Genomic DNA, 26,247 nt, shown 5'->3' with positions numbered 1-26,247 from the left:
ACATTATGAGGGGTGCTGATGAGGGAGGATCCAATGAGCGGAGCGGAAAAGGGAGCGCCGGGCGCCTTTTCGAACGGCTGCACCTGCCGTGGCATCGATGACAAGCCATACCGCACGGTCAGCGATGCCTGCTGGGTTGCTGAAAGACGGCTGGAGGAGATGGACAGGACCGGCGTTCGGATTCAGGCACTTTCGCCCATGCCGGAACTCTTCGGCTACTGGATCGAAACAAGCGCTGCCTGCGACCTGGTCCGACACGTCAATGATTCGATCGCCGCGATTGTTACCGAAGGAGAGGGGCGCTTCGTCGGACTTGGGGGTGTTCCCCTTCAGGATATCGATCTTGCCATCCTCGAATTGCATCGCATCGTCGGCGAACTCGGCTTTCGCGGTGTCGAGATCGGCAGCAACATCAATGGTGTCACGATCGGCGATCCGCGTTTTCATCCGTTCTTTGCGGAAGCCGAGAAGTTTGGCGCCGCCGTGTTCGTACATGCGGTGCGTCCGACCGGTATGGACAGGCTGTTTGGGCCGGCTCCGCTTCAGCAGGTGCTCGGCTACCCGACCGATGTCGGATTGGCAGCCGCATCCGTGATTACCGGCGGGCTACTTCGGAAATTCCCGAAACTGCGGATCGCCTTCAGTCATGGCGGTGGGACGTTCGCTTCGCTGCTGCCGCGGCTGGAGCAAGGTTATTCGGCTTTCCCGGCCCTCAATGAGACCATGCCGGAGAGGCCCGCGGAGCAGGTACGGCGGCTCTACGTGGACTCGCTGGTCTTCGATGCGGACATGCTGCGCCGCTTGGTTTCTATTTTCGGCGAGGAGCGCGTGCTGCTCGGCACCGACTATCCCTTTAATTTCCGCGAGAACGAGCCTGTTACTCGCATCGAGGAAGCGTTCGCAGATACAGGTTTGCGCGAGCGCCTGACATTTGGGAATGCGCAAGCCTTTCTGGCTCTGGATGAGGTTTGATCCTATGACCGAATTTCCTGTTATTGCTCTGCGCAGCGTGGAACTGGGTACGCCCGATCTTGCGGCGTCGGTCGATTTCTACACCCGCGTGTGGGGGCTGGATGTCGTTGCCGGGGTGGGGAACAAGGTTTTCCTAGCGGCAACGGGCGATGATTTTCATGTGCTGGAATTGAAGCAAAGCGACCGCTCGGAATTGCGCAAGATCAGCTTTCGCGTGAGTACGCCCGAAGAATTGAGATCGCTCTTCGCAAAAACAGTTACTGCAGGCTGCGCAGTCCTGCGCGAAATCGGGCCCGCCGATGCGCCCTCTGGCGGCGAGCGTTTCGTCATCCGCGAGCCACAAGGTTCGGTTCTGGAATTTGTGTACGGCGACCACCGCAAGCAAGGGCATGTGGTCCCCAATCGGCCCGGGCGGCTTGCCCATGTGAATATCAACAGCGCTCAGATCGAGGCGCTTTCGGAATTCTACCGCGATGTTCTTGGTTTCCGCTTGACCGACCGATCGAAGCTTATGGCCTTCCTGCGTTGCAACGACGACCATCATGCGGTCGTGCTGGCTGAAGCACCGGCAAATGGGCTGAATCATGTCGCCTTCCTGATGCCCGATCTCGAATCCGTCATGCGAGGCTCGGGCCGCGTCGTCGATCACGGCTATCCGATCGGCTGGGGCGTCGGCCGGCATGGGCCGGGCGACAACGTCTTCGCCTATTTTGTCGATCCGCATGGCGTGGTGATCGAATACACCGCGGAAGTCCTGCAGGTCGATGACAGCTACCGAGCCCGAGGTCCGGAGGAATGGGTCTGGCCGCCCGGTCGGACCGACCACTGGGGCATTGCGCCTCCAAAGAGCGACGCCTGCAAGAAGGCGCAGATTTCCATCGGATTTTCCGGCGCCTGATGCGCCCAGTAGACACTTGCAGAGGCATGCCTGTGAAGAACGACAACGATATTTCAAATCATTATGACGTGCTGGTGGTCGGGTTCGGCCCGGCGGGAGCCGTGGCTGCCGGCATGCTTGGCGCACGCGGCCATTCCACGCTCGTCGTCGATCGGCTGACCGGTATTTACGACAAGCCGCGCGCCATCGCGCTCGACCACGAAATTTTGCGCCATTTCGACAATATGGGCATTGCCGACGAAGTGCTTCCCCATATCGCACCATTCACGGCATCCCAGCACTTTGGCGCTGAAGGGCAGCTCATTCGCCGTATCGATATGGTGCCCGAGCCCTATCCGCTCGGCTATACCCCCAGCATGGTGTTTACCCAGCCTCCGGTCGAGGCCGTCTTGAGGCGTCATGCGGAGAGCTTCGACTGCGTGACGATAGAGCTTGGTACGGAAATGGTCGCTCTTCAGTCGCGGTCTGATGAGGTCGTCGCAACGCTTAAGAATGCCTCCGGCGAATATCAGACGATCACCGCAAAATACGTGACCGGCTGCGATGGTGCCTGGAGCCGCGTGCGAGAATTATCCGGAATGAGGCTCGAAGATCTCGTCTTCGACGAGCCGTGGCTCGTCGTCGATGTGCAGGTGCATGAGGCTGCACTTGGTAACCTGCCGCAGACTTCGGCCCAGTTCTGCAATCCGGCGCGTCCGACCAGCTACATCATGGGGCCGAAGAACCACCGCCGGTGGGAAATCATGCTTCTGCCAGGCGAAGACCCACGCGAGATGGAAAAGCCGGAGAATGTCTGGCGGCTGCTGTCGCCCTGGTTGACGCCGGACGAGGGTAAGCTTTGGCGCGCCGCCGCCTATCGCTTTCATGCGCTGGTCGCCGACGAATGGCGACGGGGCAGGGTAATGATTGCCGGTGATGCCGCGCACCAGCAGCCGCCCTTCATCGGCCAAGGCATGTGCCAGGGCCTGCGCGACGTCTCCAATCTCGTCTGGCGGCTTGATCGCATCCTGAAGGGGCAATCTTCCGAAAAGCTGCTGGACACTTACACGGTCGAGCGCAAGCGGCATGTGCGGGCGCTGACCGGCAAGATCAAGGCGATCGGCCAGACGATCTGTGAACGCGACCCGGCGGCAGCTGCCGCACGCGACGCACGCATTCTCGCGGAGGGCGGCGGCAAACCACCCGTCCTGACCCGTCAGGAAATCGTACCGCCGATCGAGGAAGGTCTGATCGCAGCGGAAGGCACACCGGCGCGAGGATTGCTATTCCCGCAGCCGGTAATCGTCGAAGGCGCTTCTGCGCGCCTGTTGGATACCTTTACCGGACCGGAATGGCGGCTTGTTCTCGACGGCCGTCGGATCAGGGCGGGAGAGGGAGAAGCACTCGCTGAGGCGATCGACGGGATCGTTGTGAAAGCCGTTGCGCGTCAAAACGATGATGCAGCCGATCCGTCGGCGCTTCGTGAAAAGGACGGCGTGCTTTCGGCCTGGTTCGACCGCCATGGCGCGGTCGCCGCGCTGGTGCGCCCTGATCATTATGTTTTTGGCGCCGCCAGCAACGTCGAGACGCTTCGCCAGCAGATCGCCGATCTGCGTACTCGTCTCGCCTGACAGATGCGCCCGTCAGGAATTGCAGTTTTTTGTGGGGTTCTGGGAGGAACATATGACCAAGTCAACCGCTGATACCGCCAGCAATTGGCGACCTTTTGCCGTCCTTATCCTTCTCTTTCTGTTCCAAACGCTGAACTTCTTCGACAAGCTCGTCTTCGGCCTTTCCGCCGTGTCGATCATGAAAGACCTCGGTATTTCGCCGCAGCAGTTCGGCCTGATCGGCAGCAGCTTCTTTCTCTTGTTCTCGATATCCGGCGTCCTCGTCGGCCTCTTCGTGATCGGCCGCGTCCCCGTCAAATGGATCCTCGTCATTCTTGCGGCAATCTGGTCGATCGCGCAGATCCCGATCTACTTCACCAGTTCGGTGACGGTTCTGGTCGCCTGCCGCATCCTGCTCGGCCTTGGAGAAGGACCTGGGCTGCCGACGGCATTGCATGCCTGCCACAACTGGTTCAGCCCGCAAAAGCGCAGCGTGCCGAGTGCCGTCGTGCTGCAGGGCATCAGCGTCGGCCTGCTCGCCGGCGGTCCGATCCTGACCTATGTAATCGTCAATTACGGCTGGCGTTCGGGCTTCCTCTTTTGCGGCCTGATCGGCGTCGCCTGGATCATTGCCTGGCTGCTCATCGGCGGTGAGGGACCACATGCGGTCGCCGAGAATGAAAAAGCTCGCGTTGTTGGCGAAGAGTCCCCGATTCCGGCTCGCAAGCTCTGGCTCGACCCGACCGTGATCGGCGTCATCATCATGTCGACCATGTCTTACTGGATCGTCGGCATGTCGGCCACATGGCTGCCGCCCTTCCTGCAGCAGGGTCTCGGCTATTCGCAGACTGAGACCGGTTCGATCATCTCGGCTGTCTATATCTTTCAGTCGCCGCTGTTGCTCATCGGATCATGGATCGCGCAGCGGATGCTTCAGAAGGGTGTCAGCAAGCGTACCGCCCTCGGCAGCGCCTCGGGCTATGCATTGCTCGTCAGCGGCCTGGCGCTGATCGCCTCGGTTCATGTCAGCGGCCCGCTGCAACTGGCGCTGATCGCGATTGCTTTTGCCGCTCCGAGCCTGACGACCATCTACGGCCCAATCACACTCGGAAGCGTCGCGCCCGCCGTCCAGCGCGGCCGGCTGATCGTTGTGATCTATTCGGCAAACGCTGTCTCTGCGCTCGCGTCCAACGCGGTCACCGGCATGATCGTGCAGGCGGCCGGACCCGATCATCTGGCGGCCGGCTATGCAAATGCCATGCTGTTTACGGCCGCAATCCTCATCATCGGCGCAATTTCCGCCTTCGCGCTGATCTTTCCGGATCGCACCATTGAGCGCTTCGGCAAGATGACGCGCTTCACCGATCAAATGCAGCGGGTGTGAAAGCGCCCGCCGCCAAGTCTGATCCCACTACAGGAGCAAGAGCCATGAGACTGTCCACCGTCAAGATCGCCGGCCGCACGACCTGGGGCGTCGTCGAGGGCGATCGTTTCCTCGATGTCGGCGCGGTTCTCGCGTCGCGCTATGCCGATCTCAAATCGGCTGTCGCCGCCGGTCTTGACGGCGTTGCCGAGGCAGCCGCTTCCGCCCCTGCCACGCCGCTTAGCCAAATCGAATGGCTGCCGGTCATTCCCAATCCCGACAAGATCCTCTGCGTCGGCTTGAACTATGAAATGCATCGCAAGGAGACGGGACGTGCGGAGGTGGAAAATCCGACGATCTTTGCTCGCTATGCCAATAGCCAGATAGGCCATCTCGGCCCGATCGTGCGTCCCAAGGTCTCGACGGAACTCGATTTCGAAGGCGAGCTGGCAGTCATTATCGGCAAGTCCGGCCGTTACATTACGCGCGATGAGGCCATGGGCTATGTCGCCGGCTATGCCTGCTACAACGATGGCAGCGTGCGCGACTTCCAGCGTCATACGCACCAGTTCACCCCGGGCAAAAACTTTCCCGACACCGGCGCTTTCGGGCCGTGGATGATGACGCCGGACGAGCTTGGTCCGCTGCCCGATCTTCGTATTCAGACGCGTCTCAATGGAACAGTCGTGCAGGACGCGACCTTCGGCCAGATGATTTTCGATATCGCCCAGCAGATTGAGTATTGCTCCAGTTTCACTCGGTTGGAGCCAGGCGACGTCATTGTCAGCGGCACGCCGGGCGGCGTTGGCGCCAAGCGCCAGCCGCCGTTGTGGATGAAGCCCGGAGATGTCGTCGAGGTGGAAGTCGACAGGCTCGGTATTCTCAGCAATCCGATCGTCGATGAGTTACGTTAGTTTTTGCTTACGGATTATATGATTGCACAATGACGCGGCGCAGTCTGCGCCCCTTCAGCTTAGGGATCGATTAGGATGCTTTTGAGAGGGATGCCATGAAATATTTCATCGCCATGTCCGTGCTCGGATCGCTGTTCGCTTCGACGGCTTTGTCGCAGGAGCAGCCGGCGCTCTCCGCCCGCATCGCCAAAACGCTGAACGTGGACGGGCTGTCGTTCAAGGATCTCGATAGCAACGGCAAACTCGACCCTTACGAGGATTGGCGGCTGCCGGCCGCTGAGCGCGCTGCCGATCTCGTCAGGCGTATGACTCTCGAGGAGAAGGCGGGCTTGATGATGCACGGCACGGCGCCTTCCGTCGGTCCCGGAGCCGGCATGGGTGTCGGTTCCCAATATGATCTCGACCGCGCTAGCGAGATGATCGACAAGCGCAAGGTCGTCACCTTCATCACCCGATTGTCTGGCGATCCTGCTGTTCTCGCCGGAGAGAACAACAAGTTGCAGGAGATCGCCGAAGCCGGCCGTCTCGGCATTCCGGCGACGATCAGTACTGATCCTCGCAATCATTTCCAATTCGTGCTCGGTGCGAGCGTTTCTGCCGGCGGCTTCTCGAAGTGGCCTGAGACTCTTGGTTTCGCGGCCATCGGCGATGCGGCGCTCGTGCGAAGGTTCGGCGACATTGCCCGCCAGGAATATCGCGCCGTCGGTATCCAGGAGGCGCTCTCTCCCCAGATCGACCTCGCAAGCGAACCCCGCTGGCCGCGCATCAACGGCACGTTCGGCGAGGATGCGCAACTTTCCAAATCCATGGCGGAAGCCTATGTCGCCGGTTTTCAGAACGGCGAGACCGGCATCAACCGCGATAGCGTCGTCGCCGTTGCTAAGCACTGGGTCGGTTATGGTGCTGCAAAGGACGGTTACGACAGTCACAACGCCTATGGCCGCCGTTCCGTTTTTCCCGGCAATAATTTCGCCGAGCATCTGATCCCCTTCGAAGGAGCGTTCAAGGCCAAGGTCGCAGGCGTGATGCCCACCTATTCGATCCTCGAGGGCGTCAACCTTGACGGCAAGCCGCTGGAACCGGTCGGAGCCGGATACAGCAAGCAGCTTCTGACCGACCTGCTGCGCGGGAAATACGGTTTCGACGGCGTCATCCTCAGCGATTGGCTTATCACCAACGATTGCAAGGGCACCTGCCTGGAAGGTGAGAAGCCGGGTGTGAAGCCAACTCTGAACGAGGAAACCTTCGGCATGCCCTGGGGTGTGGAGGACATGAGCCGTGTCGACCGGTTCGCAAAAGCCGTCAATGCCGGCGTCGATCAGTTCGGCGGCGTGACGTCCTCGGACCTTCTCGTGGAAGCGGTGAAGGATAAGAAGATCAACGAAGAGCGCATCGATCAATCCGCGACCCGGATCCTGATCCAGAAATTCGAGCAGGGCCTGTTCGAGAATCCCTATGTCGATCCGGAGAAGGCACGCTCGATCGTCGGCAATCCGACATTCGCAGCGGAAGCGACTGCCGCGCAGGCCAAGGCAATGGTGTTGCTCGACAACAAAGCCAAGCTTCTGCCGGTCCGGAGCGACAAGAAGGTGTTCCTTTATGGGGTCGATCCGAAAGTGGCAGCGGCCCGCGGCTTTACGGTCGTTGCTACGGCCCGCGAAGCTGATTTTGCGCTGGTGCGGCTGAGTGCACCCTATCAACAGCCGCATATGAACTATTTCTTCGGCTCCCGTCACCAGGAGGGCGATCTTGATTTCAAGGACGGCAATGCTGATTTCGAGGCCTTCAAAAGCGCCGCCAAGGAGGTTCCGACCATTGTCACGATCTATCTGGCGCGGCCGGCGATCCTCACCGGCCTCCGTGATCGGGCCGGTGCTATCCTTGCCAATTTCGGTGCCAGCGACGAAGCCCTGTTCGATGTGATCGAGGGTAAGCAGAAGGCGCAAGGCAAGCTGCCGTTCGAACTTCCCTCATCCATGGCCGAGGTGTTGGCGCAGAAATCCGACGTTCCGCACGACACGGCCAATCCGCTGTATCCGATCGGTTTCAGCATGCAGTACTGACATAGGGCCGTCCACTTGTCTGAATGAAATCGGTCCCAAGGGTCGTCTGCATCCGTTTCCACCGTCACTACGAGAGAGGTATCTGTGCCGCGGTCGCTTCGAGGAATCGAGGCAGAGGTCTTGATTTCAGCGAGCAGCCAGCCAGGCCCTAACACCTGCAAGACTGTGGAAGTCATCCACTGCGCGCACCATGACTGAAGGCAGGGCAACGGCTGCCATTTCCGCCAGAGCACGGCCAGGCCCCAGTTCGAGGATCGCGGTCACGCCACGTTCGGCCACGGCTTCAACCATGCCTGCCCAATCGATCCTCTCGGCCAGTTGCCGTGCCAGACCTTTTCGAGCGCGATGCGGATCGGTAACAAGGGTGGCACCACTGGCGGTCATGAGGCGGAGGATCGGGCGGTTCATGACCGCCGAGGCAAGAGCGTTGTCAAACTGTGCGACCGCACCGGCGAGCCGTGGTGTATGAGAGGCGACATGTACCATCATCGGGGCGGCACGCGCGGCACCTTCCTGCAGCGCCGCTGCGCAGAGCGCATCGATTGATCGTCTGTCACCGCCAACGATGAACAGGAGATCCGGGTTTACAATGGCGATTGCGCAGCCGAACCGGTTGGCTAGATGTTCCACGGCCGCCTCTGGCAAACCGCGCACATAGCCGAGCCCGTCATTTGGCCCGCCCGCTGCATCCATTGCCCGTGCCCGCTGATCGACAAGCCTGAGAGTATCCATGGGCGACCAGATGCCGGCCACCCCCCATGCCGCCATTTCGCCGACGCTGTAGCCGGCCACCAGCGTTTCGCTGGGCGCGCCGGTCGGGAAAAGGGCGCGAACAATCGCAAGCGCGCGCGTCACGCACAGGATCTGGCCCTCGCGGTTTGCATGCAAGGCGGCTTCGGGGGCAGTTCGGCAGAAGTCCATTGGGTGGATCCCGAGCACGGCGGTCGCGGCCTCGAATATGGGCTGCGCTTCGGGTTCCGTTGCCAGCAGCCGGAACATCTCCCGGTTCTGATGGCCTTGGCCCGAACAAAGCAGCGCAAGGGTCACAATTCCAACACCTCGGTAAATAGCGCCATGGCAAGGAGATCGGCGCACCCGCCCGGGCTGAGGTTGCGCGCGACGAACGCCTCGTGAATGGCTTTGGCATGCCAGCGCCAATTCGCCCGTCCGACCCCGCCATCCGCCAGGAAGGCGCGTGCCTTGTCGCGGGCGAAATTCAGCCCTTCAGGGCCGGCACGATAGAGCAAATTGCTGTCGTCGACCACCGCGATCAGAGCCATGCATGCATGGACCCTTGCCGCTTCATCGTCACCCATGGCCAGACGCCGTCCTTCGGCAAGCGCCGGGCGGGCAATATCGTAGACGGACGGCATGCCGGCGGCAGCCTCGGCCCGGGCGCCGCCGACACGATAGCGTCGTGCCACGACGCTGCCGTGACTGTCATGCTCCGGCGCCTTGCCGATGATATCCTGTCCCCAACGCAGCTTGATCAGGGCACCGAGCGGCGCCTGCCAATCGCACGTTGCCGCCAAGCCGGCTGCCGCCGCCAGCAGCCCAAGACCGAAGATGGCGCCGCGATGGGTATTGACCCCTCCGGTCGCACTCCGCATTGCGCTTTCCGCCTCTATACCGACTTGGCGCAGACGATCCATGCTCGCATCCATGGCGCCCGCCTCGGCAAGCGCGATGAAGAATGGTTCCAGCGTCCGAGCGCTCAGGCGCAGGAGATCAGCGTCCATGTCGGCGTGAGCGCCGTTGTCGATGTGGCTGACCAAGCCGGGCTTGGGCCAAGTTTCCACCTCCAGAACCAGCGCTCGTGCGGCATACTGTCCGATCAGCTCGGGATCGCAATGCTCGATGGCGACAGAGCGTCGTTCAGCCAACAATGGAAACGTCATGCAAAGAGCGCCTCCCGCGCAATCAGGGCCGATCCGGTATGGGATTTAACCAGTAGCTCCGGGTTTCCCGACAGCCATTCCCGCCATTGCACGGCCGTGCCGCAAGGCGTGATCAATTCCGCGTCGATACGCATCGGCGCGCGTTCGGCAACATAGTTCAGCAAAGCCGTCGCTCGCATTGCATCTGTGCTCGAGCGACACTCGACCAAAAGATCGAGATCGGAAGTATTGCTCAGATAGGAAAGGCCGGTCAGGTATTGCCAAGCCAAACTCCCGAAACAGCGACACGAGGCATTTGCCTCCAACAGCGCGCCAATGGTCGGGCGCCATCGTGCCGGTGCCGCGGGCAGCACATCCCTCAGCAGAGGAGGAGGCGCTGTCCGTATCACGGCAGTCGGTGGGCAGGCGAGCGCAAGCCGTTTGCGCCCCATGCCCGGTGGAAGTGGCAGCCCCAAGGGTATGATATCTGTTGGATCGCTGCAGATTCGACGACGGAAAATTGTCGGTCGCCCCAATGTTGCCCATGCCAGCAGATCGGGCTCCATTTCCGCCTCGACTCGGCCTTGCAGCAGGCCGGGCCATGCCTCGGAGCGCACATAGGCGAGATCGTGACGGCGGAGGGCAGCGACATCAATCATGGAGCAAAGCCAGCCGTTCCACTTCGGCCGCAATCATGGCGGCCTTCGGCCGGCCGCCTCGATCGGCGCCCAATCTTGCGCGCAGATCACTTGAAGCAGGCTTGGCAAGAACTGCTGCGAGTTGAGCGTTCAAAGAAGCCGCCGGATCCCAAACTTCTGCTATGGCGCCGGTTGCAAGAAGGTTATCGAGGCCGGGCGCGAAGACGGGGGTCGTTTCGGCTTTTTCCTTCAACGTAGCGAGCGGCAGCTTTGTCACTCGGGCCATGGATGGCAGATCCATGACTTCGGGCCAGGCGGTGGGCAGGGCTGCGAGCGATCCGCAGGCCAGCGCGGTGGCAATGAAGGCGCCGGCAGCGCTGCCACCGTAGAGCAGGCCGACCGTGCGATGTCCGGCACGCTCTGCCTGCCATAATGCCTTCGCCAAGTGCGCCAACGCCTCGCTGAGACCAAGGAGTTCATCACGCCGGCTCATCCGTTGGCTGCCGGAGTCGACCAGGAAGAGCAGGGGCGACCTGTCCGGCCGCCGGGCGACGGAAAGGACATGCGCGGCCACGGCTAGCGCCTCATCGACGCCGGGATAGGTCTTGTCGGCTACGCCGATCAGATCGATCCGGTTTTGTTGGTCCAACCGGCCCCAGCCGGTAACAAGCCCATCCGCCTGCGTTATCTCGTAGCCGGCTGGAAAGAGTGAAGGAAGAATATCAGCGAGCTGCATCGGCACTCTCCCGATGGATATTGGCTGTGGTGAGGAAAGTCTCGATATCCCGCTCCGGTATTTCGGCGGGATGTTCAATATGCAGCCGGGCCCATATCTCGGTGGCATCACGGGCATCTCCAAAACGGCGCAATCGATATTCGAGCCGCGTCTGTTCCGCTTCCAGCACCGCTTGGTCCAAGATGGCTGGCCGTTGTAGCGCGGCAATTGCACCAACCCGGAAAGCGGGGATATCGTCTTCGACGAAGACATCAACCCCGCCAATCAGGTAGCGATGCTTGCCGCCCATGGTTCGCCAGACCAAGGCTCGATCGCGGGAGTCGAATTCTTCCACGCCTTTGTTCGTCTCGATAACCTCCGGCCCGGAAACGGATAAACGCCCCTGCTCGGAGATGACGAGCGCCGAGCAGCAGCCGGCAATCAGGCTGCCGCCGCCATAGCAGCCCGCCCTGCCGCCAAGAAGACCGATGACACGCACGCCCCCGGATCGTGCGTCCAGCACGGCGCGCATGATCTCGGAGATCGCCAGCTCGCCGGCATTGGCCTCCTGGAGGCGCACGCCACCGGTGTCGAAGAGAATGACGATATCCCGCCGCATCTTGGCCGCGGCTTGCAGCAGGCCTGTCAGCTTGGCGCCGTGAACTTCGCCAATGGCGCCGCCCATGAAGCGCCCTTCCTGGGCGGCCACCAGCACGGGGCGACTGTCGATGCGGCCGGCACCGACGATGATGCCGTCGTCGAACTGCCGAGGCAAATCGAAGAGCGCAAGGTGCGGGCTTGTCTCCCGCCATTCCGGGCCTAGGAATTCGGTGAAGCTGCCGGCATCGAGCAGATGCAGCAACCGGCCGCGGGCAGATTCTTCGTACCAGCTTCGGCGTAGCGTGCGAGGATCGTTCATTCTGGCTTCTCCATCAGCCGCACGCCCTGGGCCAGGCGCAGCGCCACCATGTCAGGTCGTGCGCCGCCATCATTGATCGTGATGCGCAGACCGCCGGCGGCAGAGCGTGCCGCGAAATCTTCGGTGACCGCCGCCCACAACTCGGCGAAACCATGAGCCGGCGTTGCGATCTCGATGACGCACCGGTCGGGCGCTTCCCGCCGTTCAAGCAATATTTCGAGGTTACCCGAAGCGACGACGCCCACCAGAGCGACGGCGCGGGTTCCGCCGGTCTGTGTCGATTTCAATTCATAGAGCAGATTTTCCATGGTATCGGCCTTACCAATTGCGGAACCGGGTGGGCGGCCTGTAGAGGCCGCCGGAGGCAAGCATCAGATCTTTGATGGAATGGGCAGCCAGCAGACTGCGATCGGCATCCAATGGATCTATTCCAAGGTCTTCGGGACGCTGGATGACTTTGCGCTGACGCAGATGCTCCACCATCTTGCGGTCCCGGGCGCGACCGACTTCGGTGTAGCCGGCCACGCCGCGGATCGCCTGCTCCCGTTCGTCCTTGTCACGGCACAACAGCAGATTGGCGATCCCCTCTTCCGTAACAATGTGGGTCACGTCGTCGCCGTAAACCATCACAGGAGCCAGATCGAGTTGCAGCTTGTCGGCCAAATCCAACGCGGCCAAACGCTCGACGAACATCGGCACCATGCCGTCGCCAAAGGTCTCGCCAATCTGAACAACCAGTTTACGTCCTCGACGCAGGGCAGGGGTGGCTGCGGCGGGGTCGGCTTCCCTGCCGGCACGCAACCAGGCTTCGCTCGGATGACGCCGACCTCGGGCGTCCGATCCCATATTGGGGGCGCCGCCGAAACCTGCGACCCTGCTGCCAGTCACGGTCGAACTGTTGCCGGAAAGGTCGATCTGCAAGGTCGAGCCGATGAACATGTCGCAGGCATAAAGTCCGGCGGTCTGGCAGAAGGCACGGTTGGAGCGCAAGGAGCCGTCGGGTCCCGTGAAAAAAATGTCAGGGCGAGCCTGCATATAGTTTTCCATGCCCACTTCGGACCCGAAGCAATGAATCTGCTCCACCCATCCTGCTTCGATGGCAGGGATCAGAGTTGGGTGAGGGTTCAGCGCCCAGTGCGTGCAGACCTTGCCCTTCAATCCCAGCCGTTCGCCATAGTTCGGCAGCAGCAGTTCGATGGCTGCGGTATTGAAGCCGATGCCATGATTGAGGCGACGCACGCCATAGGGCGCATACAGTCCCTTGATGGCCAGCATTGCCGTCAGAATTTGCGTTTCGGTAATGGCCGCGGGATCGCGCGTGAACAGCGGTTCCACATAGAAGGGGCGCTTGGCGTCCACCACGAAATGAACCTGGTCGGCAGGAATGTCGACGCGCGGCACACGCTCGACGATCTCGCCCACCTGGGCGACGACCAGTCCCTTGCCGAAGCTCGTCGCCTCGACGACCGTTGGCGTGTCTTCCGTATTCGGCCCGGTGTAGAGATTTCCGGCCTTGTCCGCGCTGACCGCGGCGATGAGGGCCACCTGTGGCGTCAGATCAATGAAGTAGCGGGCGAAGAGTTCCAGATAGGTGTGAACGGCACCCAGTTCGATCTGGCCGCCGAACATCATGCGCGCGATGCGGGCCGACTGCGGGCCGGAATAGGAAAAATCAAGCCGCCGGGCGACGCCACTTTCGAAAATGTCGAGATGCTCCGGTAAGACCACGCCCGACTGCACCATATGCAGGTCGTGTACGTTGTCGACATCGACCTTAGACAGCGCCTTGGCCAACAGGTCGGCCTGCTTCTGATTGTCGCCCTCAAGGCAAACTCGATCCCCGGGTCTCAGGATCGCTTCCAGGAAAGCTACGAGGTGCTGCGGGTCGACAAGCTTGCCGGCAGAGAAGCGCTGGCCGGCTTCTAGACGTGCCAGCCTTTCACGGCCCTTTGTGTTCCAATCTCGCATTTTCGATTGCCCTTTGTATGCGCAAGAGAGCGTTTTCGTGCGTTCACTATATATACAATTGCCAGGAACGCAATAATGTGTATTTTAATTTCGATATACGGCATCTTTGTATTCATGGGAGGAGAACAAATGTCGATCTTGTATTTCTTCGGGCACGCATATGGGGAGGATCATCCATGGTGATCTCCGGTGTCGCAATGCTTGCCCTTTGTACCCTCTTGGGGAGTATCCTCGGTGACCTCCTGGGGATGGTGCTTGGCGTAAAGGCGAATGTCGGCGGCGTCGGCATAGCCATGATCCTGCTCATCGCCACGCGGTTATGGCTGAGCAGGCGGGGTCTGTTGACGCTGCCGCTCAAACTCGGCGTCGAGTTCTGGGGCGCTCTCTATATTCCGATCGTCGTTGCCATGGCGGCTCAACAGAACGTGTTGGTGGCTGCGCGTAGCGGTCCGCTGGTGCTGATTGCCGGGATCGTGACGGTTTTCGTTTGCTTCGCGACCGTCGCGCTGATGAGCCGTCTCGGCGAGAGAGGCGAAACGATGGATGAAATCGAAGCGAGGGCCAGGGGTGAGCTTGCCACCTCCGGCAACGCGGCCTGAGGGAGGCTTTCATGGAGATCTTGAAACACGGCTTGACCGCCAACAGTCTGCTCACCGCGTTTGCGATCGTTGGATTGGTCATGTGGCTGTCGAACGCCATTTCTAAACATATCCTGTTTGGCCGCGTCCACGGCTCAGCCATTGCAATCGTTCTGGGGCTCGCGGCAGCCTTTGCCGCTGGTCTGTGGACCGGAGGCGAAAAAGGGGTTGTGGATATTCCCATCCTCAGCGGCATCGGCCTGATGGGCGGAGCCATGCTGCGCGATTTCGCCATCGTCGCCACAGCCTTTGAAGTGGACGTTGCGCAGGCGCGTAAGGCTGGTGCCGTCGGTGCACTGGCCCTTGGCCTCGGCACGCTGCTCCCGTTCATCATCGGGTCGTTGCTCGCCGTCGCTTTCGGTTACACGGATGCCGTATCCATAACGACGATCGGTGCCGGTGCCGTTACTTACATTGTGGGACCTGTGACGGGTGCCGCTCTGGGCGCAAGCTCAGCGGTGATCGCGCTGTCCATCGCGACCGGTGTTTTCAAGGCGGTCCTTGTCATGGTCGGAACCCCGATTGTCGCCAGGGCGATCGGTCTCGACAATCCCCGTAGCGCCATGGTGTTCGGTGGCCTGATGGGAACCGTCAGCGGCGTGTCGGGCGGCTTGGCGGCGACCGATCGTCGTCTCGTTCCCTATGGCGCATTGACTGCGACGTTTCATACGGGGCTGGGCTGCCTCGTCGCACCTTCGATCCTTTATCTTGCCGTACGGGCGATTGTGGGAGGCTGAAGTGGCGTGAACATGCCGGCCGGCATGCGGCTCAATGAAAGGGATTTGAGGGAGATCGAGGCGACATGGGTGCGTTTGGTGACCTAAACCATGACTTTGGGACGCAATCGCTCGATGAAGCCGCACCATGAACCTCATCCACGACTTGGGCGACAAAGATGCTGAGAGGGTGCCTATGTCGAATATTTTAGAGGCTTGATAAGGCCGCTGCGGGATCCCCCAGCGAGCCCACGGGAGGAGGAAATGATGTCGGAAAAGATTCATCCGGTGACGAAGCCGGTTCAAGCGCGCGCTTTGATCGACGCGGCGAAATATCAGAAATGGTACAAGCAAAGCGTCGAGGATCCCGACAGGTTCTGGGGCAAGCACGGCGAACGCATCGACTGGTTCAAGCCCTACACCAAGGTCAAGAACACGTCTTTCACGGGCAAGGTCTCAATCAAATGGTTCGAAGACGGACTGACCAACGTCTCTTACAATTGCATCGACCGCCACCTGAAGAAGCACGGCGATGACGTGGCCTTCATCTGGGAGGGCGACAATCCCTATATCGACAAGAAGATCACCTATAACGAGCTCTACGAGCATGTCTGCCGGCTGGCGAATGTCCTGAAGAAGCAGGGCGTCAAGAAGGGCGATCGCGTCACCATCTACATGCCGATGATCCCCGAGGCCGCCTATGCGATGCTTGCCTGCGCCCGTATTGGCGCCGTGCACTCCGTCGTCTTCGGTGGTTTCTCCCCGGAGGCGCTGGCCGGCCGCATCATCGATTGCCAGTCGACCTTCGTCATTACCTGCGACGAGGGCCTGCGCGGTGGCAAGCCGGTGCCGCTCAAGGACAATACCGATACGGCGATCCACATTGCCGGCCGGCACTATGTCACCGTGGAAAAGGTGCTGGTCGTGCGCCGCACCGGCGGCAAGACCGGTTGGGCGCCGGGTCGCGATCTCTGGTATCACGAGGAGGTCGCCAAGGTGAAACCGGACTGCCCGCCGGCGAAGATGAAGGCGGAAGACCCGCTGTTCATCCTCTATACGTCGGGTTCGACCGGCAAGCCGAAGGGCGTGCTGCACACGACGGGCGGCTATCTTGTCTATGCGGCGATGACGCATGAATATGTCTTCGATTATCATCCCGGCGACATCTACTGGTGCACGGCCGATGTCGGCTGGGTGACCGGCCATTCCTATATCGTCTACGGGCCGCTGGCGAACGGCGCGACCTCGCTGATGTTCGAAGGCGTGCCGAATTTCCCGGATCAGGGCCGCTTCTGGGAGGTCATCGACAAGCACAAGGTCAATATCTTCTATACGGCGCCGACGGCGATCCGCTCGCTGATGGGTGCCGGCGATCAGTTCGTCAAGCGCTCGTCGCGCTCCAGCCTGCGCCTGCTCGGCACGGTCGGCGAGCCGATCAATCCGGAAGTCTGGGAATGGTACTATAACGTCGTCGGCGATGGCCGCTGCCCGATCGTCGATACCTGGTGGCAGACGGAGACCGGCGGCCACATGATCACGCCATTGCCGGGTGCGACCGACCTGAAGCCGGGTTCGGCGACGACCCCGTTCTTCGGCGTCCAGCCGCAATTGGTGGACAATGAGGGCAATCTGCTGGAAGGGGCGGCCGACGGCAATCTCGTCATCGCCGATAGCTGGCCCGGCCAGATGCGCACGGTCTACGGCGACCACGAACGCTTCATCCAGACCTATTTCTCCACCTACAAGGGCAAATATTTTACCGGCGACGGCTGCCGGCGTGACGAGGACGGCTATTATTGGATCACAGGCCGCGTCGACGACGTGCTGAACGTCTCCGGCCACCGGCTCGGCACGGCCGAAGTCGAATCGGCCCTCGTCTCGCACCAGCATGTCTCGGAAGCCGCCGTTGTCGGCTATCCACATGCGATCAAGGGGCAGGGCATCTATTGCTACGTGACGCTGATGGCGGGTCAGGAGGGTTCGGATACGTTGCGCCAGGAGCTCGTCAAACATGTTCGCGCCCAAATCGGCCCGATCGCCTCGCCCGACAAGATCCAGTTCGCCCCGGGCCTGCCGAAAACCCGCTCCGGCAAGATCATGCGCCGCATCCTGCGCAAGATCGCCGAAGACGATTTCGGCGCACTCGGCGATACCTCAACGCTGGCCGATCCCGCTGTTGTCGATGATCTGATCGCCAACCGGCAGAACAGGGCGGATGCGGCTTGATGCTTTATATTGATTGCTATCTTTCGAATTGGATGGTGTAAAACCGAACCGCCAAATCGGAAGTAAGGTTTGAAATGACTGAAATTGACGAAGCCGGATCGATCGGTCAGCGCATTAAATTAGTGCTGATGGATGAGATTTCCTCCGGCGCCATAAGGCCTGGTACGAGTCTGGACGAGGCAACGCTGAGTAGCCGCTTTGGCGCTTCTCGTACGCCGGTAAGGGAGGCTCTACGTCAGCTGGAGGCGATCGGCTTGGTTGAGATCCGCCCCCGACGCGGTGCAACGGTCCTGCCGCTGACCTTGCCGCGGCTTATGGAGATGTTCGAAGTGACTGCAGAGATGGAATGCATGTGCGTCCGTCTGGCAACTCATCGCATAACTGGCATGGAACGCGCGGTTCTGGCTGAGATTCACGAGCGTTCCGACCTTGCGGCAAAAGCGGACGACTTTGAACAATATGACAAACTCAATTTATCTTTCCACGAAACGCTGTATCGCGGCGCACATAATGAGTTTCTGTTTGATGAATTGATGCGGCTGCGTGCAAGGCTCCTGCCATTTCGCAGAACTCAGCTACGTCAGCCGAAGCGATTGGAAGCGTCATTTCATGAGCATGAGGCGATCCTGCGAGCCATGATGCGCGGTGATGCGACGGAAGCAGCTTTGATCATGCGCGAGCACATGCTGAATGCGGCCCTGGCATTGGCACGCTATATGGAAATCGGCGAGGAAGCCGAATAGAGACAATAGCTATTAAGATCGTAGAGGCCAGCTTGTCGCGAATGTCGGCGAGCAGCCGCTTCCTCGCCTCCAGCAAATCTTCCAATATCACAGCATCGACTGTCATCCCTTCAAATTCCTGCCGAAAGGTGGCTTCGATGTCCGTGATGCTTGGTGCCAGCAGTTCGTGCGACGGTCGGTGTAAAGAGGTTCTCGAAGGAAAGAACTTGCATTTCGGCGAAGCCGAACTCTTCTTCGACCTTTTTTCGCCGATGGTCCGGATCTCGACTGGATGCACGGTTTCTCTTGCCACCGGAGAGGGGCTCGACTTTGATGACGGTTGCACCTAGCTGACTTCAAGTCTAGTTTCGTTGCCGCCGCCGGGCGCCTTCTAAAGTACCGCCCAGTTTCGATCTTGGTAATCTCGCAATATGTCTTGAACCTCCCGTGCGGAACGTCGGAGCGGCGGCAGAATTCTTTCTTCCAACTCCCCAGGTGCCATCCGGTCTCGGTGAGACGCAACGCTCATCGCAGCTACGACGCGACCGCCCCTCTCGCGAAGTGGAACGGCTATCGAGATGGTGCCGTTCTCCATCTCATCGACTGCAGTTGCGAAATCGGCCTGCCGAGCCTCGCCCAGTTTCAATTTCAGGATATCGACATCCGTAATGGAGGCAGGCCCCTGTTTACGCAGAGTGACACCGTCGAGCCTTTGGTCCAATTCGTTGAAAGGTAATGAAGCAAGCAGCATCTTGCCACTGGCCGAACAGTGGGCGGGAAGGCGATCGCCGACACCCAGTCGAGACGTATAGATCCGGCGCGTGGCGTCGCGGCTGACGAACAGGATGTCGAGCCCTTCCAGCACCGAGATAGAACAAGGTTCGTTCAACTCATCGGCAAGACGCATGATGATCGAGGACGCCGCCGTCCAGACATTCGTCCGATGAAGTACGCCCCGTCCAAGCGATAGGACCTTTGGTGTGGAAGCGTATAGACCGCGCTCCTCCTTCACGTATCCCAGGCTCTCTAATGTAAGCAATATCCTTCGGGCCGCGGCGCGGCTGACATCCATCGCGCGGGCGACCTCAGTGCATGTTGCCGGAGCATCCGTTTCGGCCAGCTTTTCCAAGCAGTTCAGGCCTCTCGCGAGGGTCTGCGCGAAGTCGCGCTTTTGAATGTCATTGTCCATGAGCATCTAATCTCACGTCCTTGATATCATGTCAATGTGCGATAATCGCGCAGTTGCGCGATATGTTGACAGCGTGTTTTGAATGTGAAATATGTATCGCCATCGCTTCCGAAGACCTCCGTCGATGGACGCGAAGACAGATGAGGAGGTGATCAGTCGCAGCAGTGAATAGCGGCCAGCGGTCGCTAACGTCACGCGATCTGATTAGAGGCGCCTGAAGGAGGAAATTCATGAGTACCGTTCGGTTGACGCTCGCGCAGGCGATTGTTCGTTTTCTAATCGCGCAGAGGATCGAAGATGAGGGCGATGTCCTCCCGCTCTTCGCCGGCGTCCATGCGATCTTCGGGCATGGGAATGTGACCTGCCTCGGTTCCGCTCTCGAGGAGGTGCAGAACGAACTTCCGACCTATCGCGGCCAGAACGAGCAGTCGATGGCGCTCGCGGCAGTGGCCTATGCCCGCGCCCGTCGCCGCAAGCAGATCCATGTATGCTCGGCGTCGGTTGGTCCTGGCTCCTCGAACATGGTGACGGCCGCTGGCGTCGCGATGTCCGATCGCCTTCCGGTCCTCTTTCTGTGCGGTGACAACTTCGCCTCGCGCCTTCCGGATCCGGTTCTCCAGCAGGTCGAGCATTTCCACGATATGTCGCTGACGACCAACGACGCCTTCAAGGCGGTCTCGTCATTCTTCGATCGCATCACTCGCCCGGAGCAGATCCTCAATTCCCTGCCGCAGGCAGTTGCTCTGATGCTCGATCCGGCCGCTTGTGGTCCCGCCACCATCTCGCTTGCCCAGGATGTGCAAGGAGAGGCCTTCGACTATCCGGAATCCTTTTTCGCCGAGCGTGTGCACAAGATCCCACGTTATCCGGCCGCTGATCATCAAATCGACGCTGCTGTCCGCCTGATCAAGGAAGCAAAACGGCCGTTGATCATTGCTGGAGGTGGCGTTCATTATTCTGGCGCCACTGACGAGCTCGCAGATTTCAGCGATCGCTTCGGCATCCCGGTCGCAGAGACGATCATGGGCAGATCCGCACTTCTTCATAACCATCGGCTCAACATCGCGTCGATTGGTGTCATGGGCGGAAACGCTGGAAACAATATCGGCCAGAAGGCTGATCTGGTAATCGCGATCGGCACGAGGCTGGCGGACATGATCACCGGTTCCTGGAGCGTGTTCCGAGATCCGGATGTCAAGTTCCTGTCGCTGAATGCAAACCGCTTCGATGCCAACAAGCACATGGCGCAACCCGTCGTCGGAGATGCGAAGTTGTCGCTGGAAGCCATCACAGCGAAACTCGGTGACTGGCTTGCTCCGGCCGCTTGGGCCGACGAGGCCGTCCGGGAAAAGGAAGCCTGGGACGCCATTGTTGAACAGCGCACGGGCCGGACGAACCAGGATGTCCCGAATTATCCGCAGGTCATCGGCGCGGTTCAGCGGAATGCGAAGCCGGATGATGTGATCGTATCCGCGGCCGGCGGTCTTCCAGGCGAGCTTTATTGCACTTGGAAGTCCATCGGGGTTGGGACGTTCGAATCCGAATACGGGTTTTCCTGCATGGGTTACGAGATCGCCGGAGCCTATGGCCAGAAGATCGCAAACCCTGAGCGGGAGATCATCGCCATGCTGGGTGACGGCTCCTACATGATGTTGAACTCCGACATCTATTCATCGGTTCTCACGGGCAACAAGATTATTTGCATCGTCTGCGATAACGGCGGATTCGCCGTCATCAATCGCCTGCAGACTGGAAAAGGCGGGGCGGAATTCAACAATCTTCTCGCTTCGTCGAAACATGCCGGCGAGGTCCCGCGTATCGACTTCGCCATGCACGCCCGTTCGATGGGCGCGGAATCCGAAAACGTCACGACGATCGAAGAGCTCGAGGCGGCGATCGGTCGCGCGCGCCAGAGCGATCGTACTTACGTCATCGCGCTTCGCACGCATCCGTACGAGTGGATGGACGGCGGCTCCTGGTGGGATGTCGGGATGCCGGAGGTGACAAACCGTCACTCGATCGCCACGGCGCGTGACGCACAGGAAGCTCAACGCAAGCACCAGCGCAAGGGAGTCTGACGGATGTCAGCGCCGACCACGACCCGCGTTCTCATGACGGGATCGACGGGAAACCTCGGGCACAAGGCGACGATGGCGCTCCAATCGGTGGAGGGTGTGTCGTTGACGCGCATCGGCCGAAACGGTGGTGCTGATCCCGAGGTCATCACAGCAAACCTCGAGGTCTACGACGAAGCCTGGGTTGAACACTTCAAGGGCGTCGACACAGTTCTGCATCTAGCCGCCGACCCGCGCGCCGCCGGGGATTGGGACACCGTGTCGCCTCTCAACATCGATCTTGCGCTCAATGTCTTGCGCGCAGCGCGACATGCGGCTGTCAAGCGGTTTGTCTTTGCCAGTTCCAACTGGGTACTCGGTGGATATCGCTTCGGGAAGGATCGGCTGAATTCGGCGCTGCCGCCGCGGCCCGTCAATCCATACGGCGCTTCGAAGCTCTTCGTTGAACGCTATGGCCGCATGGTCAGTGACGAGACGGGCATGGCGTTTCTGTCGCTTCGGATCGGCTATTGCCAGCCGGGCGAGAACAAGCCCGGCCCACAGATGGCATTCGGCACATGGGGCCAGCAGATGTGGCTCGGAAATCAGGACTGGGCGCAGGCTGTCGAGAAGTCGGTTACCTCCCGGTACGAAGGTTTCCACGCGATCAACATCGTCTCTCGCAACGACGGAATGCGCTGGGACCTGGAGGAGGCTGGTCGTGTCATCGGATACGCGCCGCTTGAGCGGCATCGGCCGGAATTGAGTTTCTCAGGTTGGCTGAAGGATCGGACTGCGTGTCTTCGCGAGAAGCTCGCTCCGTCCGGTTCCTCGGTGCCGCCCTTGGGCAGGCGTTGGTGAGGGAGGACTGAATTGAAGAAGATACTTGTTGTGCAGCCGCTTCGGCCAGAAGCTCTGCGCCTGTTCGACCAGCGAACCGACGTCTCGTATGAAGTCGTTGCCGATTTTTCCAGGGACAATCTCCTGAAGCACGTCGGCGATGCCGACGCCATCACTGTCCGCGATGCCCCGCTACCGGCGGATGTCCTTGCTGCGGCACCGAACCTGAAAATCGTATCGAGGCATGGCGTCGGCTACGACAACATCCCGATCGACTACTGCACCTCGCGCGGAATTCCGGTCACCGTCGTCGGCGACGTAAACGCCATCTCCGTAGCCGAACAGACTATGTTTCTCATGCTGGCCGCGGCCAAGTCCGGCGTCCAGCTCGATGCAGCCGTCCGCCGGGGGGATTTTGCCGCACGGTCGAGACTGATCGGGATAGAGTTGCGTGGACGTACGCTCCTCGTTGTGGGCTTTGGACGCATCGGACGCGAAGTGGCGAAACGTTCCGCGAGCTTCGGCATGGATATCGTCGTCTACGATCCTTATGCCAAGCGTTCCGAAGTCGAGGGTGCCACCTTCGTGGATAGCCTCGAAGATGGCTTGGCCGCAGCAGACGTCGTCACTCTTCATATTCCTCTGTCGGATACGACGCGCAATCTCATCGACGCCGACGCCCTCAGACAGTTGAAGCGCGGCGCCATCATCATCAATACCGCTCGCGGCGGGATCATCGATGAAGACGCGCTCGGCGATGCGCTGGCGGACGGACAAGTGCGGGCGGCGGGCCTGGACACCTTCGCGACGGAGCCGCTCCCCACGACCGATCGCCTGGTCTCGGAAGAGCGGGTCGTCCTCAGCCCGCACTCGGCCGCGCTCACCGAGGAATCCCTGATCGCAATGGGCGTGATGACTGCGCGCAATGCGCTTGCAGGCATCGACGGAAACCTCGATCCGCAACTGGTGGTCAATCGATCCGTTCTGAAGGTTTCCGTCGATGCGAAATAACAACATCCGCGATGTCTGGGAACGTGGCGAAGCGGTCGTGTCCGCTTGGCTCTCGATCGGAAATGCCTACACCGCAGAAATCGCAGGATGGTCGGGATACGATTGTGTCCTCGTCGACCTTCAGCACGGCATGACAGACGTTCGGACCATGATCTCGATGCTGCAGGCGATTTCGGCAACCCCGGCAACGCCGATGGTGCGTGTTCCGTCGTGCGATCCACCAGTCATCATGAAGGCATTGGACGCGGGCGCGTTTGGGATCATCTGCCCGATGATCAACAGCGCTAGGGAAGCGGAGGCCTTTGTTGCGGCGACGCGATATCCGCCTCTTGGGAACCGCAGTTTCGGTCCAGCTCGCGGGCTTCTCTACGGCGGCGCCGACTATTTCCAGCATGCTGACAGATCGATCGTTCGCTTGGGCATGATCGAAACGCTGGAAGGCTTGAATGCACTCGACGAGATCTGTGCGGTTGATGGGCTCGATGGGATTTTCGTCGGCCCGAACGACCTGGGGCTCGCCTTGGGAAAAGGCACGCTCGGCGATCCGACGGACGAAACCGTGCGGGAAGCAATCCTGCGCTGCCTTTCGGTTGCAAGAAAACACGGCAAGCATGCTGGGATCTTTTGCCCGTCGAGCGCCGTCGCAGCGCGCCGCAGCAGCGAGGGCTTCGACTTCGTCGTTCCAAACAGCGACGCAAACCTTCTGAAATCGGCTCTCAACGCGGAGGCGAGCGGAGCGAGAGTGAATGTCCGCAAATAGGTGCGGGTAACTGATGGTGCACGGGATGCACCATCTCCATCGTGGGAGGAGAATGGCATGAAAAACTTTATGAAGATCGCGGTTCTTGCTGGCGCGGCACTGATTGGAGCTGCGACCAGCAGCTTCGCCGAGGAACGCATCATCATGATCAGCCACGGCCTTGCGAACGATCCGTACTGGAACATCGTCAAGAACGGTGGCGACATGGCCGCCAAGCAGATGGGCGTGAAGTTTGACTACGTGGCTCCGGAGACGTTCGACATGGTCCGCATGTCCGAGCTGATAACCTCGGCGGTCAACCAGAAGCCCGATGGGATCATCGTGACCATCCCGGATGCCGATGCACTGAAGGATGCCATCAAAACCGCCGTTGCGTCGGGCATTCCGGTGGTCTCGGTCAACTCGGGTGCAACTGTCGCAAAAAGCTTCGGCACTTTGATCCACATTGGTCAGGACGAATATCCGGCCGGCAAGCGTGTCGGCGAGAAGCTCAAGGAGCTTGGCCAGAAGAAGGCGATCTGCATCAACCACGAAGTCGGCAACACGGCCCTCGACGACCGTTGCCGCGGTGTGGCCGACGGTTTCGGAGGACCGGTCACTGTGTTGCCGACAACCAATGACTTCCAGGAAGTAAAGTCGAAGGTCACGGCAGCGCTGGCCAGCGATCCGCAGATCGATACCATCGTCGCGCTTAGCGCCGGCCAGGCCGGCGAACCCGCAGTTGATGCGGTTCAGACAACGGGCAACACCAAGGTAAAGGTCGTTTCTTTTGACCTTTCACCGGGCTTCCTGCAGGCCATCATCGATGGCAAGGCGTCGTTCGCGGTCGAACACCAGCCGTTCTTCCACGGCTACCTCAGCACGGTCCTTCTGACGAACTACATCCGCTACGGGCTGATGCCGACGAACGATCTGATCGAAAGCGGACCGAAGTTCATCACTGCCAAGGAAGCGCCACAGGTGCTCGAACTCGCCAAGAAATCAATCCGATAGCATGAGAGAAGGCATGGATGGTGTTGGAGCCGTCCATGCCTGATCGGGAGACGAAAAATGGTTGACATAACCAAGGCACCTCATGGTGCGAAAGACGAACGATTGATCCGCATTTCATTGATGGCATCGCTTATCCGGCGGCCTGAACTTGGGGCGCTCGCGGGCCTGATCTTTGTCTTCGTGTTTTTCCTCACGACCGCAAGCCCTCAGATGTTCACCCTGGCGGGCGTGATGAATTTCATGGCGCCTGCCTCACAGCTCGGTATTCTGGCCGTTGCTGCCGCTCTTCTCATGATCGGCGGCGAGTTCGACCTGTCGATCGGCTCGATGATCGCATTCAGCGGTATGATTTTCGGGACCGCGGTTGTCGCATGGGGGCTGCCGCTCAGCCTTGCAATCCTCATGACTCTTGCCGTGGCCGCCCTTCTGGGGATCACCAACGCCCAGATCGTCATGCGAACCGGACTGCCATCCTTCATCGTGACACTCGCCTTTCTGTTTGTACTGCGCGGCCTTTCCCTGGTGGGTCTGAAGTGGGCGACGGGCGGCGCAACTCAAATGCGCGGGATCAAGGACGCCGTCGCCGGCAGTCCCTTGGCGCCGATTTTCTCCGGAGACGCCTTTAAGGGGTTCTTCCAGTACCTCGCGGACAAGGACGTCATTTCCAAGTTTCCCAATGGCTCTCCGACGGTCCCCGGTGTTCCAGTTGAGCTCATCTGGTTCCTGGTCATCGCGCTGGCGGCCACCTATCTGCTCATCCGCACGGGATTCGGCAACTGGATCTTCGCTGCCGGCGGCGACGCCAATGCGGCTCGCAATTCCGGCGTTCCGGTGGCTCGCGTCAAGACCATCCTGTTCATCATGACCGCCTGCGCGGCGGCTTTGGTTGCCATTTTGACGGTTCTCGATGCTGGATCAACAGACGCGCGTCGCGGTTTCCAGAAGGAATTCGAAGCGATCATCGCCGCTGTCATCGGTGGCTGCCTTCTGACGGGCGGTTATGGCTCAGCGATCGGGGCGTTCTTCGGCTCCATCATCTTCGGTATGGTCCTCATCGGCCTCACCTACACGCAGATTGACCAGGACTGGTATCAGGTCTTCCTCGGCGGCATGCTTCTGCTTGCCGTTCTCTTCAACAACATCATCCGCAAACGCGTAACTGGCGAGCGTTGAGGAGAAAAT

25 protein-coding genes are annotated in these 26,247 nt (G+C 60.3%); 17 read left to right on the top strand and 8 right to left on the bottom strand.

The features are described from left to right. Nucleotides 1–33 precede the first annotated feature (33 nt). From N2601_RS28715 to N2601_RS28690, 6 genes are all read left to right on the top strand, one after another. Nucleotides 34–972: an amidohydrolase family protein gene (locus N2601_RS28715; protein ID WP_245464134.1), complete on the top strand. Its 939-nt coding sequence runs from the start codon at nucleotides 34–36 to the stop codon at nucleotides 970–972. Nucleotides 973–976: 4 nt separating this feature from the next. Then, nucleotides 977–1,870, top strand: coding sequence for a VOC family protein (locus N2601_RS28710; RefSeq protein ID WP_104827760.1), 894 nt, complete (start codon nucleotides 977–979; stop codon nucleotides 1,868–1,870). 113 nt (nucleotides 1,871–1,983) lie between these two features. Then, on the top strand, nucleotides 1,984–3,480 hold the full coding sequence (locus N2601_RS28705) for a bifunctional 3-(3-hydroxy-phenyl)propionate/3-hydroxycinnamic acid hydroxylase (protein ID WP_245464213.1): 1,497 nt from the start codon (nucleotides 1,984–1,986) through the stop codon (nucleotides 3,478–3,480). Nucleotides 3,481–3,532: 52 nt separating this feature from the next. Further along, a complete protein-coding gene (locus tag N2601_RS28700; protein WP_260304443.1) occupies nucleotides 3,533–4,843 on the top strand; it encodes an MFS transporter in 1,311 nt (436 codons plus the stop codon). A gap of 44 nt (nucleotides 4,844–4,887) precedes the next feature. Beyond that, entirely contained in the window at nucleotides 4,888–5,736 is an 849-nt protein-coding gene (locus N2601_RS28695; RefSeq protein WP_260304442.1) for a fumarylacetoacetate hydrolase family protein, read from the top strand. 95 nt (nucleotides 5,737–5,831) lie between these two features. Continuing rightward, nucleotides 5,832–7,799 (top strand): glycoside hydrolase family 3 protein, encoded by a 1,968-nt coding sequence (locus N2601_RS28690; RefSeq protein ID WP_104827756.1) that lies wholly within the window; start codon nucleotides 5,832–5,834, stop codon nucleotides 7,797–7,799. Nucleotides 7,800–7,925: 126 nt separating this feature from the next. Here N2601_RS28690 and N2601_RS28685 read toward each other — a convergent pair whose 3' ends face one another. From N2601_RS28685 to mdcA, 7 genes are read right to left on the bottom strand one after another with little or no spacing between them, the layout of a single operon-like run. Then, nucleotides 7,926–8,846, bottom strand: a complete 921-nt coding sequence (locus N2601_RS28685; protein WP_104827755.1) for an ACP S-malonyltransferase — start codon at nucleotides 8,844–8,846, stop codon at nucleotides 7,926–7,928. Next, entirely contained in the window at nucleotides 8,843–9,697 is an 855-nt protein-coding gene (gene mdcB, locus N2601_RS28680) for a triphosphoribosyl-dephospho-CoA synthase MdcB (protein ID WP_260304440.1), read from the bottom strand. The genes N2601_RS28685 and mdcB overlap by 4 nt, the downstream gene beginning before the upstream one ends. Then, a complete protein-coding gene (gene mdcG / locus N2601_RS28675) occupies nucleotides 9,694–10,335 on the bottom strand; it encodes a malonate decarboxylase holo-[acyl-carrier-protein] synthase (protein WP_260304439.1) in 642 nt (213 codons plus the stop codon). Before mdcG ends, mdcB begins: the two co-directional genes overlap by 4 nt. Continuing rightward, on the bottom strand, nucleotides 10,328–11,050 hold the full coding sequence (locus N2601_RS28670; protein ID WP_104827752.1) for a biotin-independent malonate decarboxylase subunit gamma: 723 nt from the start codon (nucleotides 11,048–11,050) through the stop codon (nucleotides 10,328–10,330). Before N2601_RS28670 ends, mdcG begins: the two co-directional genes overlap by 8 nt. Continuing rightward, nucleotides 11,037–11,948, bottom strand: coding sequence for a biotin-independent malonate decarboxylase subunit beta (locus tag N2601_RS28665; protein WP_260304438.1), 912 nt, complete (start codon nucleotides 11,946–11,948; stop codon nucleotides 11,037–11,039). Before N2601_RS28665 ends, N2601_RS28670 begins: the two co-directional genes overlap by 14 nt. Further along, on the bottom strand, nucleotides 11,945–12,256 hold the full coding sequence (gene mdcC / locus N2601_RS28660) for a malonate decarboxylase acyl carrier protein (RefSeq protein ID WP_104827750.1): 312 nt from the start codon (nucleotides 12,254–12,256) through the stop codon (nucleotides 11,945–11,947). Before mdcC ends, N2601_RS28665 begins: the two co-directional genes overlap by 4 nt. Nucleotides 12,257–12,266: 10 nt before the next feature. Continuing rightward, nucleotides 12,267–13,916 (bottom strand): malonate decarboxylase subunit alpha, encoded by a 1,650-nt coding sequence (mdcA, locus tag N2601_RS28655; RefSeq protein ID WP_104827749.1) that lies wholly within the window; start codon nucleotides 13,914–13,916, stop codon nucleotides 12,267–12,269. A gap of 176 nt (nucleotides 13,917–14,092) precedes the next feature. On the opposite strand from mdcA, the gene madL reads away from it, so the two are divergent. The 5 genes from madL (at nucleotide 14,093) to N2601_RS28630 (ending at nucleotide 18,568) form a co-directional block, all read left to right on the top strand. After that, nucleotides 14,093–14,515, top strand: a complete 423-nt coding sequence (gene madL, locus N2601_RS28650) for a malonate transporter subunit MadL (RefSeq protein ID WP_104827748.1) — start codon at nucleotides 14,093–14,095, stop codon at nucleotides 14,513–14,515. 11 nt (nucleotides 14,516–14,526) lie between these two features. Beyond that, nucleotides 14,527–15,291, top strand: coding sequence for a malonate transporter subunit MadM (gene madM, locus N2601_RS28645; protein ID WP_104827747.1), 765 nt, complete (start codon nucleotides 14,527–14,529; stop codon nucleotides 15,289–15,291). A 246-nt stretch (nucleotides 15,292–15,537) separates the two neighbouring features. After that, on the top strand, nucleotides 15,538–17,496 hold the full coding sequence (gene acs, locus N2601_RS28640) for an acetate--CoA ligase (protein ID WP_260305265.1): 1,959 nt from the start codon (nucleotides 15,538–15,540) through the stop codon (nucleotides 17,494–17,496). 74 nt (nucleotides 17,497–17,570) lie between these two features. After that, on the top strand, nucleotides 17,571–18,239 hold the full coding sequence (locus N2601_RS28635) for a GntR family transcriptional regulator (RefSeq protein WP_104827745.1): 669 nt from the start codon (nucleotides 17,571–17,573) through the stop codon (nucleotides 18,237–18,239). A gap of 137 nt (nucleotides 18,240–18,376) precedes the next feature. Continuing rightward, nucleotides 18,377–18,568 (top strand): hypothetical protein, encoded by a 192-nt coding sequence (locus N2601_RS28630; RefSeq protein WP_158704617.1) that lies wholly within the window; start codon nucleotides 18,377–18,379, stop codon nucleotides 18,566–18,568. Nucleotides 18,569–18,609: 41 nt separating this feature from the next. On the opposite strand, the gene N2601_RS28625 is transcribed toward N2601_RS28630, so the two are convergent. After that, nucleotides 18,610–19,407: an IclR family transcriptional regulator domain-containing protein gene (locus N2601_RS28625; protein ID WP_158704616.1), complete on the bottom strand. Its 798-nt coding sequence runs from the start codon at nucleotides 19,405–19,407 to the stop codon at nucleotides 18,610–18,612. Nucleotides 19,408–19,637: 230 nt separating this feature from the next. On the opposite strand from N2601_RS28625, the gene iolD reads away from it, so the two are divergent. Genes iolD through N2601_RS28595 form a run of 6 tightly spaced genes read left to right on the top strand, consistent with a single transcriptional unit; the run spans nucleotide 19,638 to nucleotide 26,238 of the window. Next, nucleotides 19,638–21,485 carry a 3D-(3,5/4)-trihydroxycyclohexane-1,2-dione acylhydrolase (decyclizing) gene (iolD, locus tag N2601_RS28620; protein WP_104827743.1) on the top strand — a complete coding sequence of 616 codons (1,848 nt, stop codon included), beginning with the start codon at nucleotides 19,638–19,640 and terminating at the stop codon, nucleotides 21,483–21,485. 3 nt (nucleotides 21,486–21,488) lie between these two features. Next, nucleotides 21,489–22,322, top strand: a complete 834-nt coding sequence (locus N2601_RS28615) for an NAD-dependent epimerase/dehydratase family protein (RefSeq protein ID WP_104827742.1) — start codon at nucleotides 21,489–21,491, stop codon at nucleotides 22,320–22,322. Nucleotides 22,323–22,334: 12 nt separating this feature from the next. Continuing rightward, the gene (locus N2601_RS28610) at nucleotides 22,335–23,312 is read left to right on the top strand and encodes a hydroxyacid dehydrogenase (protein ID WP_104827741.1); all 978 of its coding nucleotides are present in this window, start codon (nucleotides 22,335–22,337) and stop codon (nucleotides 23,310–23,312) included. Continuing rightward, nucleotides 23,302–24,072, top strand: a complete 771-nt coding sequence (locus N2601_RS28605; protein WP_104827740.1) for an HpcH/HpaI aldolase family protein — start codon at nucleotides 23,302–23,304, stop codon at nucleotides 24,070–24,072. Before N2601_RS28610 ends, N2601_RS28605 begins: the two co-directional genes overlap by 11 nt. A 57-nt stretch (nucleotides 24,073–24,129) precedes the next feature. After that, the gene (locus tag N2601_RS28600) at nucleotides 24,130–25,065 is read left to right on the top strand and encodes a sugar ABC transporter substrate-binding protein (RefSeq protein WP_104827739.1); all 936 of its coding nucleotides are present in this window, start codon (nucleotides 24,130–24,132) and stop codon (nucleotides 25,063–25,065) included. A 57-nt stretch (nucleotides 25,066–25,122) separates the two neighbouring features. After that, entirely contained in the window at nucleotides 25,123–26,238 is a 1,116-nt protein-coding gene (locus N2601_RS28595; protein ID WP_104827738.1) for an ABC transporter permease, read from the top strand. Nucleotides 26,239–26,247: the final 9 nt, after the last annotated feature.

The organism is Rhizobium sp. CB3060 (assembly GCF_025200735.1).
Taxonomy (GTDB): domain Bacteria; phylum Pseudomonadota; class Alphaproteobacteria; order Rhizobiales; family Rhizobiaceae; genus Rhizobium.
The sequence above is the reverse complement of the archived record's forward strand: the minus strand, read 5'-3'. Positions and strand labels throughout refer to the sequence as shown.

What these genes read in the sequence shown, in the direction of transcription:
- N2601_RS28715 (WP_245464134.1), top strand. Translation starts at nt 34, where the DNA reads ATGAGCGGAGCGGAAAAGGGAGCGCCGGGCGCCTTTTCGAACGGCTGC.
- N2601_RS28710 (WP_104827760.1), top strand. Translation starts at nt 977, where the DNA reads ATGACCGAATTTCCTGTTATTGCTCTGCGCAGCGTGGAACTGGGTACG.
- N2601_RS28705 (WP_245464213.1), top strand. Translation starts at nt 1,984, where the DNA reads ATGCTTGGCGCACGCGGCCATTCCACGCTCGTCGTCGATCGGCTGACC.
- N2601_RS28700 (WP_260304443.1), top strand. Translation starts at nt 3,533, where the DNA reads ATGACCAAGTCAACCGCTGATACCGCCAGCAATTGGCGACCTTTTGCC.
- N2601_RS28695 (WP_260304442.1), top strand. Translation starts at nt 4,888, where the DNA reads ATGAGACTGTCCACCGTCAAGATCGCCGGCCGCACGACCTGGGGCGTC.
- N2601_RS28690 (WP_104827756.1), top strand. Translation starts at nt 5,832, where the DNA reads ATGAAATATTTCATCGCCATGTCCGTGCTCGGATCGCTGTTCGCTTCG.
- mdcB (WP_260304440.1), bottom strand. Translation starts at nt 9,697, where the DNA reads ATGACGTTTCCATTGTTGGCTGAACGACGCTCTGTCGCCATCGAGCAT.
- mdcG (WP_260304439.1), bottom strand. Translation starts at nt 10,335, where the DNA reads ATGATTGATGTCGCTGCCCTCCGCCGTCACGATCTCGCCTATGTGCGC.
- N2601_RS28670 (WP_104827752.1), bottom strand. Translation starts at nt 11,050, where the DNA reads ATGCAGCTCGCTGATATTCTTCCTTCACTCTTTCCAGCCGGCTACGAG.
- N2601_RS28665 (WP_260304438.1), bottom strand. Translation starts at nt 11,948, where the DNA reads ATGAACGATCCTCGCACGCTACGCCGAAGCTGGTACGAAGAATCTGCC.
- mdcC (WP_104827750.1), bottom strand. Translation starts at nt 12,256, where the DNA reads ATGGAAAATCTGCTCTATGAATTGAAATCGACACAGACCGGCGGAACC.
- mdcA (WP_104827749.1), bottom strand. Translation starts at nt 13,916, where the DNA reads ATGCGAGATTGGAACACAAAGGGCCGTGAAAGGCTGGCACGTCTAGAA.
- madL (WP_104827748.1), top strand. Translation starts at nt 14,093, where the DNA reads ATGGTGATCTCCGGTGTCGCAATGCTTGCCCTTTGTACCCTCTTGGGG.
- madM (WP_104827747.1), top strand. Translation starts at nt 14,527, where the DNA reads ATGGAGATCTTGAAACACGGCTTGACCGCCAACAGTCTGCTCACCGCG.
- acs (WP_260305265.1), top strand. Translation starts at nt 15,538, where the DNA reads ATGTCGGAAAAGATTCATCCGGTGACGAAGCCGGTTCAAGCGCGCGCT.
- N2601_RS28635 (WP_104827745.1), top strand. Translation starts at nt 17,571, where the DNA reads ATGACTGAAATTGACGAAGCCGGATCGATCGGTCAGCGCATTAAATTA.
- N2601_RS28630 (WP_158704617.1), top strand. Translation starts at nt 18,377, where the DNA reads ATGTCCGTGATGCTTGGTGCCAGCAGTTCGTGCGACGGTCGGTGTAAA.
- N2601_RS28625 (WP_158704616.1), bottom strand. Translation starts at nt 19,407, where the DNA reads ATGGACAATGACATTCAAAAGCGCGACTTCGCGCAGACCCTCGCGAGA.
- iolD (WP_104827743.1), top strand. Translation starts at nt 19,638, where the DNA reads ATGAGTACCGTTCGGTTGACGCTCGCGCAGGCGATTGTTCGTTTTCTA.
- N2601_RS28615 (WP_104827742.1), top strand. Translation starts at nt 21,489, where the DNA reads ATGTCAGCGCCGACCACGACCCGCGTTCTCATGACGGGATCGACGGGA.
- N2601_RS28605 (WP_104827740.1), top strand. Translation starts at nt 23,302, where the DNA reads ATGCGAAATAACAACATCCGCGATGTCTGGGAACGTGGCGAAGCGGTC.
- N2601_RS28600 (WP_104827739.1), top strand. Translation starts at nt 24,130, where the DNA reads ATGAAAAACTTTATGAAGATCGCGGTTCTTGCTGGCGCGGCACTGATT.
- N2601_RS28595 (WP_104827738.1), top strand. Translation starts at nt 25,123, where the DNA reads ATGGTTGACATAACCAAGGCACCTCATGGTGCGAAAGACGAACGATTG.